Below are 15,272 nucleotides of genomic sequence, written 5' to 3' on the forward strand. Positions count from 1 at the left end.
TTTGCAGATGGCCGTTGCTTGCGCAGGCCCCCTCCGGACGATCGCCCCACAGGATCGCCCACACCTTTTGTTTCGTCCATGTCGTTGTCCCAAGATCGCTGCGCACTTTTGGGCGACATGGACAAGTTGATCGCCGAACATGGTTGATAATCCATTGACGGCGCTCGACGACGCCGACGATTTTGCGAAAGCAATGGCGGCAAATCGATGACATAAGTCGAGCCGGCGAATCCGAAGGGCGGAAAAGATGCGGGCTGTCGTGAAGTTCATCAAATGGCTGCTTGGCCTTGTGATATTGGCGGTGGTTGCGCTCTTCGCCTGGCTCTATTTCGCGCCACCGGAGCTCATCCGTGTCGGCTCCGGCTATTCGGCCAAGATCGTGTGCTCGAACGTCTTCATCGCCGGCCGCGATGCCAACGAGGTTCTGGCCGTCGACGTGCAGGCGCCCGGCCATCCGCTGCTCAGGCTGATGAAAGTCTCCGTCGACAAGGAGCGGGGACTGGTTTCAGCCGGCCTGCTGTGGGTTCTCGGCAAGAGTGTCGCGGTTGAGCGCGACGGCGTCGGCTGCGCATCGGTTCCCGACGGCGATACCGGTAAGGCGCGGCAGACGTCGCTGCGTGCAGCGGCCTCTACACCGGCGCAGCCGGACGCGCTCTGGCCCGACGGCGAACGGGTGGATGCTTCGCAGAATCCCGAGGTCGCGAAAATCGTCGAAGACGCCGCGATGGCCGGCACAGGCATGCGCGCCATCGTGGTGGTGAAGAACGGCCGCGTCGTCGCGGAGCGCTACGGCGAGGGCTTTTCGGCCAAGACGCCGCTGCTCGGCTGGTCGATGACCAAGACGGTGAATGCCGCGATCGTCGGCACGCTGGTTAAGGACGGCAAGATGGCTGTCGACAACAAGGGCCTGTTTGCTCGGTGGAAGGCCGACGGGCGCGGCGCCATCAGCCTTGCCGACATGATGGCGATGTCGAGCGGACTGGAGTTCAACGAGGATTATGGCGACGTCGCCGACGTGACGCGCATGCTTTATCTCGAGCCCGACATGGCGGGTTTCGCCGAGGCCAAGCCGCTGACCGGCGAGGTCGGCAAGGTATTTTCCTATTCGAGTGGCACGGCGGTGATGCTGTCGCGGCTGTGGCAGGATGCGGTCGGCGACAAGGCGAAAGCGCTGACCTTGCCGCGCACGGCGTTGTTCGAGCCGCTCGGCATGCACAGCGCGGTGCTCGAAACCGACGAACAGGGCACGTTCGTAGGCTCGTCCTATCTCTACGCCACCGCGCATGACTGGGCGCGATTCGGCCAGTTCCTGCTGCAGGGCGGTGTCTGGAACGGAAACCAGGTGCTTCCGGCCGGCTTTGTCGACTGGATGCGCGAGCCGGCGCCGGCCTCGAAGGTCTATGGCAAGGGTCAGCTATGGATCGAGGGGCCGGGCGACGAGGAAAGTCCGGGCGCGGGCGTTGCCGCCGGCCTGCCCAAGGACACCTATTGGATGGAGGGCCATGACGGCCAGACGGTTGCGATCGTTCCGTCGGAGCAGCTGGTGGTGGTGCGGCTTGGGCTGACGCCGGCCAAGCTCAACTACCGGCCGCAGACGATGGTGGAAGCGCTGGTGAAGGCGCTGCACTGAGGCATGTGATCGGCAGTCGCCGCAAGCTTGCCTATGCGGCGGTCGGCAAAGGCTTGGCGCGATCCACACGCGCGCGCTCGTCAGGCGAGTTCATGACCTGCCAAAGATCGCTGCGGCGTTGCACGTTCAGCCAGAAATCAGGGCTGTTGCCGAACACCCGCGCCAAAATGAGCGCGGTCGCCGCCGTTACATTGCGGCGGTCGTTGCACAATTCGTTCACATGCTTGCGCTGGACGCCCATGGCCTCGGCCAGAGCCGCTTGCGTCAGGCCGAGCGGGTGCATGAACTCTTCCGTGAGGATTTCGCCAACCGTTGCGGGCTTGCGTGCGGTCATCAACATGTCTCACCTCACTTATAGCTATGGTCGTCCAGGTAGATGTCCGACGCCTCACCCCGACCACCATCCCAGCGGAAAACCAGCCGCCATTGCTTGTTGACGCGGATGGAATGAAAGCCTTCGAGATTGCCGCCCAACTTCTCGAAGTGATTGCTTGGCGGTACACGCAAATCCCGATCGGTAGCAGCGTCGTCGATCATCTGGAGCTTGCGAAAACAGGCGGCTTTCGAGATCGGACGGAATGTTGCGGGAGTGGGTATCGTCCACGAAGAAGGCCCGCAGCCACCCATCTCTAAAGCCGACGATCATCACATGCTTCCAACATGGGGATAGTGTACCACTCCTTGGGGCATAGCGCAACGCGTGGGTCGCCTTTGCTGCAGACCAGAGCAGCGGGCCTTGGCAAAATCAGATGGCGATCCTGATCACGGCCAACCAGGCATAGCCGCGATAAAGCGTTCTGAACCGGAAGGTTGCGCCGGCGCGCTCGGATTCCGATTCAAGCACATCGCGCAGCGCGGCTCGCGGCTCGACATGGAATTTCCGCAGCCAGCCACGCAGCAAGGCCCTGAACCAGCGCGGCAGGCCTTCCTGCTGGCCGAAGTCGACGACGTGGAGCGAGCCGCCGGGGGCGAGCGCGGCGAGAGCGGCTGCAACCGTTTTTTCCCAACCGGGGATCATCGATAGCGAATAGGACACGAAGACGCGATCGAACTGTGCGGTGTCGAAAAGCGCCTTGGCATCGAAATCCGTGGCATCGCCGCGCGCCAGATTGACTCGTGCCGCGAGACCTTCACGAGCGATCGAGGCATTCGCCGTCTCCAGCATCTCGGCGGAGATATCGAGGCCGAAGAAGCGGGCGTTGGGGTAACGGCGGGCGGCAAGCGCGATGTTGCGGCCGGTGCCGCAGCCAAGCTCCAGCACGGTGCCATTTTGCGGCACGTCCAGCCCGTCGATCAGACGGTCGCGGCCGAGCAGGTAGTATTTGCGGGTCAGGTCGTAGATGTGACGCTGCCAGCGGTAGACGCCGTCCATAAGCTCAGCATGGCTGGCCGGCAGCTCGGTCGTGCTCATGCGGCGCGCTTCACATAGAGGTGGAAGCCGCCATAGATGGCCGAGCGATCCCTGGCGGAGAATTCGCGCGAAGCCTCGTTCTCATAAGTCCACTGGTCGAGCAGCGAGTTGGAGAGGCGGCCGGGCAGCAGGCTGGGCTCGGCCGCGGTGCGGAAGATGACGCGGGCGCCGACCGAGGCGGTGCGGGTGATCTCGGTCCACAAATCGTTGAGCAGGTCGTCGGTCATCCAGTCTTGGGCGTCGAGCAGGACGAAACGGTCGACGCTACCCGCATCCTTGGCGGCCAGGAACTTGATCAGATTGGCGTGGTGAATGGCGACGCGGTCGATGTTGTCGCGGATCGTCTTGTAGTTGCGCTGTTCCAGATAGGCAGGCAACGCGGCCTCGCCGGGTTGCGGATAGCGGCGCGCAAAGGCCTGCCAGGCGAAGTAATTGTTCTTCAGCGGGAAGTCGCAGGCGAGCTTTTCCAGCCGTGCCTTGAGCACGCTCGCCATCGAGCCGTCGCCGGAGGTGATCAGCGAGTCGTACTGGGCCGGCGGGATGCCGAGGCCGAACAGCGAAGCCTTGCGTGAGGTCGCCCAGCGCAGGAGCTTCCTGTCGAAGACCGGCGCCAGCTCCTCGTTGAAGAAGCGGCGTTGCTCGCCGATGTTCTGCGCCTTCATGATGCCGGCCGGGTCGACACCGAACAGCTTGCCGACGCGATGGCCCATGGCGATGAAGAGGCCGAGCAGGCCGGTCTGGTAGAAGTTGCGGTCGAAGACCGAGATGCGGCGGCGGCCGCGCCAGCTGCGGTGCTCCCAGTAGTGGCGGCTGACCGGATCTAGATGCGGCGCGATGAAGCGGTCATAGGCATCCGAATTGTGGCTGGTGTCGGCGGCGCCGAAGAAGCGGAACAGGTCGCCCTGCGACGGCAGGTGGCGCACCGCTTCCAGCTTCATGCGGTTCAGCGCGACATGCGCGGCATTGAGATCGACGGCGTCGATCCTGGCCGGCGAGCGGGTCAGGTAAGCCAGAATGTTGCAGCCGCCCGAGGCGATTGTGACGACCCGGTGGCCGGCGCCGAGCTGCATGGCCTCCATGTCGACATCCGGATCTTCCCAGATCTGCGGATAGACGAGGCCGGAGAACAGGAAAGCGAAAAGCCGCTCGGAAATGCCGTCCTTCGACAATGCGCGGTTCTGGTAGACGGCCTTTCCGACTTCCTTGCCTCGGCGATAAACGAGTTCTCCGGATACGTCCGACATCGCAAGGTGATTCCCCGTTTGCGTTGGCGCAAGCGGGTACCGCAGCGTCATGACAGGCAGGTGACAGCCTGTTGACGGCAGGCTGACGCCGAGGCGCTTCGCGATGGACGCGCCTTAGCCTCGCTTCCATGCATGTCGTCGTTCCAAAATCGCTGCGCACTTTTGGGCGACAGGTATCAGGCTTTTCCGAACGCTCCGGGTGTCGGCGTGGTGACGATGACGGCCTCGCCGGCGTTGAGCGTGGTCTGGTCGCAGGCTTTCAAGACGTCGGTCGACCCGTCATTGCGCCTGATGCTGGTCGAGCCCGCCTCGCCATCTCCGCCGCCGTCAAGGCCCTGGGGTGGGCGATTTCGGTGTGAGGACAGGATCGCGCACTCCATCCTTTCGAGGAAGCGGATGGTGCGCCTGGTGCCGTCGCCGGCGTTCCACTTGCCCTTGCCGCCGGAGCCCTCGCGGATGTGGAAGTCTTCCAGCACGACGGGGAAGCGCAGTTCCAGCACCTCCGGGTCGGTGAGCCGCGAGTTTGTCATGTGGGTGTGAACGCCGGAGGTGCCGGCGAAGCCGCGTCCCGAATTCACCCGACCGGCCGGCGAGCCGGAGCAGATCGTCTCGTAATACTGGTACTTCTTGTTGCCGAAGGTGAGGTTGTTCATCGTACCTTGCGCGTTGGCCATGGCGCCCATCGCGCCAAACAACGCATTGGTGACATGCTGCGAGGTCTCGACATTGCCGGCGACGACGGCGGCAGGGTAGGCGGGCTTCAGCATCGAACCATCGGGGATGATGATGTTGATCGGCCTCAGGCACCCGGCATTCATCGGGATCATGTCCTCAACCATGACGCGGAAGGCATAGAGCACGGCGGCGCGGGCGACGGGCTCCGGCGCGTTGAAATTATTCTTCATCACCGGCGACGTGCCGGTGAAATCGACGGTCGCCTCGCGTTTTTGACGGTCGACGGTGATCTTGACCTTGATCACCTGGCCGGTGTCGGTGGGGTATTCGTAAGCCGCGCTGTCGGGAAGCCGCTCGATGACGCGGCGCACGCTCTCGGCAGCGTTGTCCTGGACATGGCCCATATAGGCTTCGACGACATCGAGGCCGAAATGCGCGACCATCTTGCGCAATTCCGCCACGCCCTTTTCGTTGGCGGCGATCTGCGCCTTCAGGTCGGCGATGTTCTGGGTGGGATTGCGCGCGGGATAAGGATGGTCGGTCAGCAGGGTCTCCAACTCCTTCTCGCGGAAGCGGCCGCGATCGACGATGCGGAAATTGTCGAACAGCACGCCTTCCTCGTCGACCGTTGTGGCCAAAGGCGTCATCGAGCCGGGCGCGGTGCCTCCGACATCGGCATGATGGCCGCGCGAGGCCGCCCAGAACAGGATTTCCTTGCGCGCATCGTCGAAGACAGGCGTCACCACCGTGATGTCGGGCAGATGCGTGCCGCCATTATAGGGGGCATTGAGCGCGAAGACGTCGCCGGGATGGATGTCGCCGGAATTCAGTCGGATGATGGTTTCGACCGAACGGTCCATGGAGCCCAGATGCACCGGCATATGCGGCGCGTTGGCGACCAGCGCGCCGTGGCGGTCGAAGACGGCGCAGGAAAAATCGAGCCGTTCCTTGATGTTGACCGAATAGGCGGTGTTCTGCAGCGTCACGCCCATCTGCTCGGCGATGGACATGAAGAGGTTGTTGAAGACTTCCAGCATCACCGGATCGGCTTCGGTGCCAAGTGCGGCGGCACGCGCCTTTCTTTCCGTGCGGCGTATCACGACGTGGTTGAGATTGGTGATCTCGGCACGCCAGCCCGGCTCGACGACGATGGTCTGGTTCGGTTCGATGATCAGCGAGGGTCCGGCGACCGTGTGGGATGGCCGCAGGTCTTCGCGGCGGTAGACGCCAGCCTCGTGCCAGCGGCCTTCGGTATAGAAGCCCCGGTTTTCCAAAGGCTTGGCCTCGGTCCTCGCCGGTCCGGCAGGCGCGTAGCCTTCGGCCTTGTCCTGTCGAGCGGCTTCCATGCCTTCGACGGCGACGGTCTCCACGACGATCGGCTTGTCGTCATAGACGAATCCGAACTGTGCCTTATGCGCGGCCTCGAAATCGCTTCTGGCACGGAAGATCGAACCGTGCTCGAAATTCACCGGCAGCGCCGTGTCGGTGCCGTCATAGCGGATATGCAGGACAGGCTTCGTTGAAACCGCGTCCCCGGCAATGCCCTGCTCGCCAAGCTCGGCGACAACCTCGCTGCGCAAGGCCACGATCAGTGCCTCGATCGCCGCACGCGATTCCTCGGCAAGCGGCTGCAGCAGACCCTGCTGGCGCGAGGCGAAGACCGACGAGAGGCCGATGCCGTAAGCTGAAAGCAGGCCGGAGAAGGGGTGGATCAGCACGGCTTCCATGCCGAGCGCGTCGGCAACCAGGCAGGCATGCTGGCCGCCGGCGCCGCCGAAACAGTTCAAGAGATATTCCGTGACGTCGTAGCCGCGCTGCACCGAGATCTTCTTGATGGCGTTGGCCATGTTCTCGACGGCGATGGTGATGAAACCCTCGGCGACGGCCTCGGGCGTCCGGCCATCGCCGATTGCGGCGGCAAGTGCCGTGAATTTTTCGCGAACCACCCCGACGTCGAGCGGCTGGTCCTGGCCTGCGCCGAAAATCGCCGGGAAGAAATCGGGCTGCAATTTGCCGAGCATGACGTTGGCATCGGTGACGGCGAGCGGGCCGCCGCGCCGGTAAGCGGCCGGGCCGGGATTGGCGCCGGCGGAATCCGGGCCGACGCGGAAGCGGCCCGCTTCATAATGCACGATCGAGCCGCCGCCGGCGGCGACCGTGTGGATGCGCATCATCGGGGCCCGGATGCGCACGCCGGCGACCTCGGTGTCGAAGGCGCGCTCATATTCGCCGTCATAATGGGCGACGTCGGTCGAGGTGCCGCCCATATCGAAGCCGATGACCTTGTCGAAGCCGGCGAGCTTCGCCGTCTCGACCATGCCGACGACCCCGCCCGCCGGTCCCGAAAGCAGCGCATCCTTGCCCTGGAACATGTCGGCGGCGGTGAGACCGCCCGACGACATCATGAACATCAGACGCGGACCGGCACCCAGTTCGCCGGCCACCCGCTGCACATAGCGCGACAGGATCGGTGACAGATAGGCGTCGACCACGGTGGTGTCGCCGCGGCCGACCAGCTTGATCAGCGGCGAGACCTCGTGAGAAACCGAGATCTGGCTGAAGCCGATCTTGCGGCAGACCTTTGCCACGGCCTTTTCGTGGTCTGGGTATTTCCAGGCATGCATGAAGACGATGGCGACCGCGTCGATGCCGTCGGCCTTGGCCTGTTCGATCGCCGGGCGGCACGCGGCGATGTCGAGCAATCGCTCGATGCAGCCATCGGCGCGCACGCGCTCATTGACCTCGATCACCCGCTCATAGAGCTGCTCGGGCAGGATGATCTCCTTGGCGAAGATATCCGGCCGCGCTTGGTAAGCGATACGCAAAGCGTCGCGAAAACCCTTGCTGATGAGCAGGAGCACACGATCGCCCTTGCGCTCGAGCAGCGCATTGGTGGCAACAGTGGTGCCCATTTTGACGTCGCCGATCGGGTCGGCGGAAATGACCGCGCCGGCTTTCAAACCCAACAGGTCGCGGATGCCCTGGATAGCGGCGTCCGCATAGGCCTCGGGATTCTCGGACAGCAGCTTTCGAGGGTGCAGCCGACCTCGCGGATCACGACCGATAATGTCGGTGAAGGTGCCGCCGCGGTCGATCCAGAAATCCCATTTCCCTGTCTTTTCGGCTGCCGGCATTCTGCTGATCCATTATGTTTTCGAGCGTATGTTCTGTTAGTTCGGGATTCCGGCGCCAGCAATCGCAAGTTGATGTTACACATGGAAACGCAACGTTACGAAACCGACGCGCCTGCTGATGCATTTCCTTTGGGACCGCTCACCGAAACGTGAGCGTTTGTTGAAGGAGAGATACCATGAAGAAGCTCATTCTGGCGTCTGTTTCGGCGCTCGCCCTGCTGGGGGTCGCGGCTTGTAGCGACAGTGGTACCGACAAGACCACCACGCAGAGCACCAATCCCCCGGCCAACGAGCAGCCGATGAAGCCGGTTTCGCCTGACGCTTCGAAGCCCGCCGAACCGGCTCCGGCAACAAATCCGGCTCCTGCCGCGCCTGCGAAGTAGGAGCTGATCGATAATATCGAGGAAGGCCGGTATTGCCGGCCTTCTTTTTGCGTCGATCCGGATGTCGCCGATCACACCTGCGGCATCGTCCCGGCTTGATAGGACCGCCCGGTTCGCACTATGAAGCCGGCATGTCGATTTGGGACCGCCTCGGCGACTTCATCGCTCGTGTATCGTCGTCGGCGTCCTCGGGCGTCGCGGACGTCGTCGAAGCCGTGCGTACCGTGTATTCGGGCGATCCGGACCTGCGCCGGCGCGTTGCCTTCTCGGTGGCGATGATCGCGCTCTCGGCGAAGATGGCTAAAGCCGACGGTATCGTCACGCAGGACGAAGTGCGCGCCTTCCAGGAAATCTTCGAAGTGCCGCCAAGCGAGACACGCAATGTGGCGCGGCTTTACGACATCGCTCAGCAGGACGTTGCCGGGTTCGAGATCTACGCCCGGCGGATGGCGCAACTCTGCGGTTCCGGCCATGCCAACTGCATGATGCTGGAAGACATCCTTGACGGTCTGTTCCATATCGCCAAGGCAGACGGCCTCGTCCATGAGCGGGAAGGGCAGTTTCTGCACCGGATCGCCGAGATTTTCCGGATCGATGAGACGCATTACGAGGCGATCCTGTCGCGGCACGTCAATCTAGGCGCCGCCGATCCCTATGTCGTGCTGGGCATCGAGCGCGGCAAGCCGTTCGAGGAAATCAGGAAACGCTATCGCAAGCTGATATCGGACAATCACCCCGACAGATTGATCGCGCGCGGTCTGCCGCAGGAATTCATCAAGATCGCCACGACCAGGGTCGCGGCGATCAATGCCGCCTATGAGATGATCGAGCGGGGCCTCAGGCAGGTATGAGCGGTTTTCTGCCCGACCAGCCAGGTGCGGAGGTCCGGGTGTCGCCGAATTTCGGTCCGCGCCTCGGGACGTTGAGGCCCGACATGATCGTGCTGCATTATACGGGGATGGTAAGCGGCGCCGGTGCCGAGGCGTGGCTATGCGATCCGGCAAGCGAAGTATCCTCGCATTACCTTGTTCATGAGGACGGCCGTATCATTCAGATGGTGCGCGAGAGCGATCGTGCGTGGCATGCCGGCAAGAGCTCCTGGCTCGGGCGAACCGACATCAACTCCTGTTCGATTGGCATCGAGATCGCCAACCCCGGGCATTCGCTGGGCTACAAGGCCTTCCCCAGACGGCAGATCGACGCCGTGATCGACCTATGCGCGGGTATCGTGGACCGTTATTCCGTTCCTTCCGCAAGGGTGCTGGCGCACTCGGACGTGGCTCCGGGCCGCAAGGTCGACCCGGGCGAGAAATTCCCCTGGAAGGCGCTGTTCGTGGCCGGTGTCGGTCACCTTGTAACGGCGGCTCCGATAAAACCGGGCGCTGCGCTGAAGGCTGGTGACACCGGCTCCGATGTCGAGGCACTGCAGTCGATGTTGGCGCTCTATGGTTATGGCGTTGAGATATCGGGTATTTACGACCGGCAGACGGAAATCGTGGTGGCGGCGTTCCAGCGGCATTTCCGGCGGCGTCTGGTTGATGGCGTGGCGGACAGTTCGACGACCCGCACGCTGGAGAGGCTGTTAGCTTCCGTAAGGATAGCCCTCGCCAAATAATCGCGCTGGGCCCCTTAAATTACAATCTGTCACTTAAAGTGAATTGCGCCGCCTTCATTGCCGCCAATTCCACCGCCAAATGCCTCTCCCGCAAGTCGTCGGACGTCTATCCCCCCGGATGCTCCGACGTTGAATTGGCGTAACTGCGTGAATTTCTTCGCGCGGTTTTAACAGAACAGGACTACATGCAAAAATTGACCGTTGTAGCGGCAGCTGTTGCTGCCGGAGTAATAAGCTTTGCCTTCAATCCGGCAAGCAGTGCCCCTTTGAGCCTTCGGGCAGACAATGGCCTTGCCGTCACCCCCACGACGACCAAGGCGGCCTCAGGCAGCAAGGCGGCGCCAAAGATCAAAAGAGCTCCGGCTAAGGTGCAGAAGGTTGCCGCGACCAGGGCCGCGAAATCGACGGCCAAGCGCGCCAGGCGCGGCAGAAAGACAATTGATCTCACCACGACAGCTTCGATCCATACTGGCAAGATCGACCTGGCGACGCCCCCTGCTGCCGGCGACGGCGAATATTCGACGATCATTGCCCGCTATGCGGCGAGCTATGGCGTTCCGATGTCGCTGGCCAAGGCCGTCATCAAGATCGAAAGCAACTATCGGCCGAACCTGGTCGGCGGCGCCGGCGAGATCGGCCTGATGCAGATCAAGCCGGCGACGGCCCGCATGATGGGCTACACCGGCTCGGCCAAGGGATTGTTCGATCCCGACACCAACATCAAATACGGCATGAAGTACCTCGCCATGGCGCGGGATCTCGGCGGCGGCACCACCTGCGGCACGATCCTCAAATACAATGCGGGTCATGGCGCGACGCGGATGAACCCGGTTTCGGCCGCCTATTGCAGCAAGGTGAAGGTGCAGATGGTGGCGCTGGGCTCACCGGCCTAAGGCTCATCCGTCGAGGCGGATTTGGGCAACGCGTGTTTCCTCATGCATGTCGTTGTCCCGAAACCGCCGCGCACCCTGCGGCTGAGCCCGCGAGCTTTGGCGACATGGATCAGCTTTTTCGTTTGCCTTTTCGGGCGGGAATCCCTTTATACGCGCTTGCCAGCTGGCCGGGCGGCCGCACCCGCGAGAGCCGAAAGGCTGCGGGTGAGGAAAGTCCGGGCTCCATGGAGACACGGTGCCGGCTAACGGCCGGCGGGGGCGACCCCAGGGAAAGTGCCACAGAAAGCAAACCGCCGCGGCATCTGCTGCGGCAAGGGTGAAAGGGTGGGGTAAGAGCCCACCGCGCGACTGGCAACAGAAGCGGCAGGGCAAACCCCACCGGGAGCAAAACCGAATAGGGGCGGTGCGAGGGGAAACCTTCGAGGGCTGTTTCCGGCCCACCGCCCGGGTAGGTTGCGTGAGGCGCATGGCAACATGCGTCCAAGATGAATGGCCGCCACGTTCTCGCTGCAAGGCGAGGGCCATACAGAACCCGGCTTACAGGCCAGCTGGCATTTTTCTGATTTGCGATAGATGCGCGGGATCAAGGGGGTACGCCGACATGCGAGTGTTCTGATTCAGACGCTCTGCAAGACACCCTTGGCGACGTGATCAAACGTATCCTTGAAGCCGGTGCGATCAAATCGTACCTTGGAGGGGCATAAGGAGCGCGCGTCATGGGCCAGGTCGATAAACGCAGCATCACGCTTTCACCGGAGCTGGCAGCCGCGGTCGACGATGTCGTCGCCGCCGGCGAATACGCCTCGGCCAGTGAAGTTATCCGCGATGCGCTCAGGCAATGGAAGGAGCGGCGCGACCTGCTCGGCTACACCGTCGAGGAGTTGCGGGAGCTGGTGCAGGAGGGGATCGACAGCGGGCCGGCGCTGGAGGGGCCTCCTTTGATGGAGCGATTGCGCGCTAAATATGCGAAGATGGCGGAAGCCAAAGGCGCTAGTGAGTGAAGTACCGCCTGCTTCCACAGGCACTGATCGACCTCGAAGCTATCGGCGACTACATCGCCGGCCACAATCCAAATGCCGCAATCCGTTTTGTGGAAACTCTTCAGCGGCGATGGGATTTGCTGACCCTTCATCCCGAATCAAGCGCGCCGCGCGACGACATCTTGCCGGGCATTCGCCACCTCGTTGTCGGGGAGTATCTTACGTTTTATCGGATTGGCGACAACGCGATCGAAATTCTGCGCGTATTACACGGCCGGCGCAGGATCGAGGCCGAGGATCTAGGATCCTAGGTGCCACTCAGTTGGCGACTTTGTCCAGCGATGTCTCGATCGCCTGCCAGAGCTCCTCGACCGGCTCGCAGCCGATCGCCAGGCGAACGAAGCCAGGCGGCACGGCATCGCCGCGTTTCGAGCGCCGCTCGGCCGATGTGTGCACGCCGCCGAAGGAGGTTGCCGCTTCAATAAGCGGACAGCCGTCGATGAACGCCTCGGCCTGTTCTTCGGAGGCGAGCTCGAATGAAATCAGGAAGCCGAAGCGCTCCATCTGGGCACGCGCCAGATTGTGCGAGGCATCGCCCTCGAGCCCGGGAAAGCGCAGGCCGCTGACGGCGCGATGGTCCTTGAGCCGCCGCGCGATCGTTTCGGCCGACGAGCACATGCGATCGAAGCGCACTTCCAGCGTTTCGAGGCCGCGATGCACAAGCCAGGCCTCGAACGGGCCGGGGATGCCGCCGGCTGTCTCGCGCCAATCCTTCACCCTGGTGACAATGTCCGGGTTGCGGCTGGCGACATGGCCAAAGAGCACATCCGAATGACCGTTGATCGCCTTGGTGTCGGCCGAGACCACGATGTCGGCGCCAAGATCGAGCGGGCGCTGGCCGAAGGGCGTCATCGTCGTGTTGTCGACGATCAATGTCCCCCCTTGCGCATGGACGGCCATGGCGACGGCGGTGATGTCGCAGATGTCCAACCGCGGGTTCGACGGACTTTCGACAAATACCAGCCGGTAGCCGGCGAAACCGCCGTCAAGGATGCTCGCCGTTGGCCTTACGTCAAAAGCGACGCCGAGCGGTTTCAGGAAACGCTCGGCCAGTGCGCGCGTCGTGTGATAGCCGTCCGACGGCAAGAGGATGCGGTCGCCCGATTTGAGAAGCGCGAAAAAAGCCGCTGAAATCGCGCCCATTCCCGATGGAAAGGCAACGCATTGCGCATCTTCCAGATGGCCAAGCGCGTGCTCGACCGCATGCCAGGTCGGGTTGCTGAAGCGGCCATATTGATCGAAGCCCGTCGCGTCGCCCGGCGCGTGGAAGATCGAGGCCATGGTCAGTGGCAAGGGAATAGGATCGCCCTTGGCGAAATCGGCGCTGCGCAGATGCGCAAGTGTCGCGGCGCGTGACTTCGCATTGTCAGACATCAGCTCGATCCTTGTTATGGCCAGAAAGGTGTCAAGCGACGCTATGCGCGCCGGCTGTGCGCAGCAAGCTGCGTCGTTTTGGGCCAGAGGGCTCTAAACGCTTCGTTAGGCTTAATGGAGGATAAAAACGAGACGTTCGTTCGGCCTGCCCTTTCTGGTTGTGGCGCGCGTGTTTGTGATGCCTGTTCCCGTTGACGCCCATAGTGCCCCATGATATCCCATTCGCATCATCAAGCTTTCGTTCCGCGTCAGGGTGAAGCGTGCGCCAATCGGGCAGTCGCGGCGGCTGTGCGTTTGTCGGCTGTCGCCTCGGTGAATGAAGCGATTTGCCGCGAGCGCGGGGGCGCGGAGAACAACATGGGAAGGGGTGCGGCGGCGGAAGCGGCTGCAGCGTTCATTGGACCGATTTCTGTCAAACACGGTGAGCAGGATCGATGCAAAGGGGCGGGTGTCCGTTCCGGCGCATTTCCGCGCGGCGGTTCAGAAACGCGGTTACTCCGAACTCTACGCGCTGCGCTGCCTGGACCTGCCGGCCATGGATGTCGGCGGGCTCGACCTGCTCGACCGCTACGAGCAGCGGATCGCGCTGGAAGATCCATTCCTGCAGACGGCGGACGACATGTCGTTCTTCTGCCATGGCGACGGGACGTTTTTGAAGCTGGACCAGGACGGCCGCATCACCATGACCGATTTCATCCGCGAGCATACGAGCATCTCGAACGAGGTGGCCTTTGTCGGCCGCGGCAATTTCTTTCAGGTCTGGGAGCCGGGACGGCTTGCCGCCTATGGGGCGCAGGCGCGGGCCAGGCTGTTGCAGCTTCGGCAGGGGACGAAGCCCGGGGAGCGATCGGAATGATGGCTGGCCACGGCGATGATCCTCACGCCGTTGGCGGACTGGCCCGTCACGTTCCGGTCCTCCTTGCCGAGGTGCTCGACGCGCTTGAGCCGAAGACCGGCGAGATGATCGTCGACGGGACATTCGGCGCCGGCGGCTACACCAGCGCCATCCTCGATCGCGGCGCCTCGGTCGTTGCCATCGACCGCGACCCGGACGCAATCGCGGCGGGCAGGGCGCTCGAACAGCAGGCCGGCGGCCGGCTGAGGCTTGTCCAGGCGCCGTTCTCAACGTTGGACGAACATGTCGAGGGCGCCGACGGCGTCGTGCTCGACATCGGTGTTTCGTCCATGCAACTCGACCAGGCGGAGCGCGGCTTTTCCTTTCGCGCCGATGGGCCGCTCGACATGCGCATGGCGCAAGCGGGCCTGAGCGCTGCCGACGTGGTCAACACCTTCAAGGCCGGCGACCTTGCCCGCATCTTCGGCTTTCTCGGCGAGGAGCGTCATGCCGGCCGCATCGCGCGCATGATCGAGAGCCGGCGCGAAAAACGGCCCTTCGAGCGCACGCTCGATCTCGCCGACGCCATCGAAACGCATATCGGACGAGGGCCGAAGGACAAGATCCATCCGGCCACGCGTGTTTTCCAGGCGCTGCGCATCTTCGTCAACGACGAGCTTGGCGAGCTTGCAGGAGCGCTGCTGGCCGCCGAGCGGGTGCTGAAACCCGGCGGCCGGCTTGCCGTGGTGACGTTCCATTCGCTGGAAGACCGCATCGTCAAGCGTTTCATCGCCGACCGTTCCGAGGCTGCCAGCGGCTCGCGCCACATGCCCGACGCACCCGCGCGCGTCGCGACCTTCCGCAAGGCTGGCGGCGGGGTGACGCCGGGAGAGGCCGAGATAGCGGCCAATCCGCGGGCGCGCTCGGCCAGGCTGCGCGCGGCAATGCGCACCGAGGCGCCGGCGCGCGCAGGCGATTTTTCGATTTTCGGCCTTCCAAAGCTTCCCGCCGTCGAACGGCCGGGAGAGAGGTGAGCAC

General features: G+C 63.2%; 14 protein-coding genes, 1 other RNA gene and 1 pseudogene. 10 read left to right on the top strand and 6 right to left on the bottom strand.

The features are described 5' to 3' along the window. Positions 1-247: 247 nt before the first annotated feature. On the top strand, positions 248-1,630 hold the full coding sequence (locus tag RFM98_RS13990) for a serine hydrolase domain-containing protein (RefSeq protein ID WP_320309424.1): 1,383 nt from the start codon (positions 248-250) through the stop codon (positions 1,628-1,630). Positions 1,631-1,661: 31 nt separating this feature from the next. Here RFM98_RS13990 and RFM98_RS13995 read toward each other — a convergent pair whose 3' ends face one another. From RFM98_RS13995 to RFM98_RS14015, 5 genes and pseudogenes are all read right to left on the bottom strand, one after another. After that, complete coding sequence (locus RFM98_RS13995; RefSeq protein ID WP_320309425.1) at positions 1,662-1,970, bottom strand: HigA family addiction module antitoxin; 309 nt, start codon at positions 1,968-1,970, stop codon at positions 1,662-1,664. 8 nt (positions 1,971-1,978) lie between these two features. Then, positions 1,979-2,276, bottom strand: a pseudogene (locus RFM98_RS14000) (type II toxin-antitoxin system RelE/ParE family toxin). A 99-nt stretch (positions 2,277-2,375) separates the two neighbouring features. Next, on the bottom strand, positions 2,376-3,041 hold the full coding sequence (locus RFM98_RS14005) for a class I SAM-dependent methyltransferase (protein WP_320309426.1): 666 nt from the start codon (positions 3,039-3,041) through the stop codon (positions 2,376-2,378). Continuing rightward, positions 3,038-4,336 carry a BtaA family protein gene (locus RFM98_RS14010; protein ID WP_320309427.1) on the bottom strand — a complete coding sequence of 433 codons (1,299 nt, stop codon included), beginning with the start codon at positions 4,334-4,336 and terminating at the stop codon, positions 3,038-3,040. Before RFM98_RS14010 ends, RFM98_RS14005 begins: the two co-directional genes overlap by 4 nt. A 125-nt stretch (positions 4,337-4,461) precedes the next feature. Further along, complete coding sequence (locus tag RFM98_RS14015) at positions 4,462-8,094, bottom strand: hydantoinase B/oxoprolinase family protein (protein WP_320309428.1); 3,633 nt, start codon at positions 8,092-8,094, stop codon at positions 4,462-4,464. 176 nt (positions 8,095-8,270) lie between these two features. Here RFM98_RS14015 and RFM98_RS14020 point away from each other — a divergent pair, with 176 nt between their 5' ends. From RFM98_RS14020 to RFM98_RS14050, 7 genes are all read left to right on the top strand, one after another. Beyond that, positions 8,271-8,477, top strand: coding sequence for a hypothetical protein (locus tag RFM98_RS14020; protein ID WP_320309429.1), 207 nt, complete (start codon positions 8,271-8,273; stop codon positions 8,475-8,477). A gap of 131 nt (positions 8,478-8,608) precedes the next feature. Further along, the gene (locus RFM98_RS14025; RefSeq protein ID WP_320309430.1) at positions 8,609-9,328 is read left to right on the top strand and encodes a TerB family tellurite resistance protein; all 720 of its coding nucleotides are present in this window, start codon (positions 8,609-8,611) and stop codon (positions 9,326-9,328) included. Then, positions 9,325-10,092 carry a peptidoglycan recognition protein family protein gene (locus RFM98_RS14030; RefSeq protein ID WP_320309431.1) on the top strand — a complete coding sequence of 256 codons (768 nt, stop codon included), beginning with the start codon at positions 9,325-9,327 and terminating at the stop codon, positions 10,090-10,092. Before RFM98_RS14025 ends, RFM98_RS14030 begins: the two co-directional genes overlap by 4 nt. 185 nt (positions 10,093-10,277) lie before the next feature. Then, positions 10,278-10,985 carry a lytic transglycosylase domain-containing protein gene (locus tag RFM98_RS14035; protein ID WP_320309432.1) on the top strand — a complete coding sequence of 236 codons (708 nt, stop codon included), beginning with the start codon at positions 10,278-10,280 and terminating at the stop codon, positions 10,983-10,985. A gap of 159 nt (positions 10,986-11,144) precedes the next feature. Further along, positions 11,145-11,541: RNase P RNA component class A (gene rnpB, locus RFM98_RS14040), an RNA gene on the top strand. 160 nt (positions 11,542-11,701) lie between these two features. After that, on the top strand, positions 11,702-11,986 hold the full coding sequence (locus RFM98_RS14045; protein WP_320309433.1) for a type II toxin-antitoxin system ParD family antitoxin: 285 nt from the start codon (positions 11,702-11,704) through the stop codon (positions 11,984-11,986). Continuing rightward, positions 11,983-12,276 carry a type II toxin-antitoxin system RelE/ParE family toxin gene (locus tag RFM98_RS14050; RefSeq protein ID WP_320309434.1) on the top strand — a complete coding sequence of 98 codons (294 nt, stop codon included), beginning with the start codon at positions 11,983-11,985 and terminating at the stop codon, positions 12,274-12,276. Before RFM98_RS14045 ends, RFM98_RS14050 begins: the two co-directional genes overlap by 4 nt. 7 nt (positions 12,277-12,283) lie before the next feature. Here the strand turns inward: RFM98_RS14050 and RFM98_RS14055 are convergent, their stop codons facing one another. After that, on the bottom strand, positions 12,284-13,399 hold the full coding sequence (locus tag RFM98_RS14055; protein WP_320309435.1) for a cystathionine gamma-lyase: 1,116 nt from the start codon (positions 13,397-13,399) through the stop codon (positions 12,284-12,286). Between the two features lie 397 nt (positions 13,400-13,796). On the opposite strand from RFM98_RS14055, the gene mraZ reads away from it, so the two are divergent. Further along, positions 13,797-14,255, top strand: coding sequence for a division/cell wall cluster transcriptional repressor MraZ (mraZ, locus tag RFM98_RS14060; RefSeq protein ID WP_320212591.1), 459 nt, complete (start codon positions 13,797-13,799; stop codon positions 14,253-14,255). Further along, entirely contained in the window at positions 14,252-15,268 is a 1,017-nt protein-coding gene (gene rsmH, locus RFM98_RS14065) for a 16S rRNA (cytosine(1402)-N(4))-methyltransferase RsmH (RefSeq protein ID WP_320309436.1), read from the top strand. The genes mraZ and rsmH overlap by 4 nt, the downstream gene beginning before the upstream one ends. The last annotated feature ends 4 nt before the right edge of the window (positions 15,269-15,272 follow it).

This window comes from Mesorhizobium australafricanum, assembly GCF_033977265.1.
Lineage (GTDB): Bacteria > Pseudomonadota > Alphaproteobacteria > Rhizobiales > Rhizobiaceae > Mesorhizobium > Mesorhizobium australafricanum.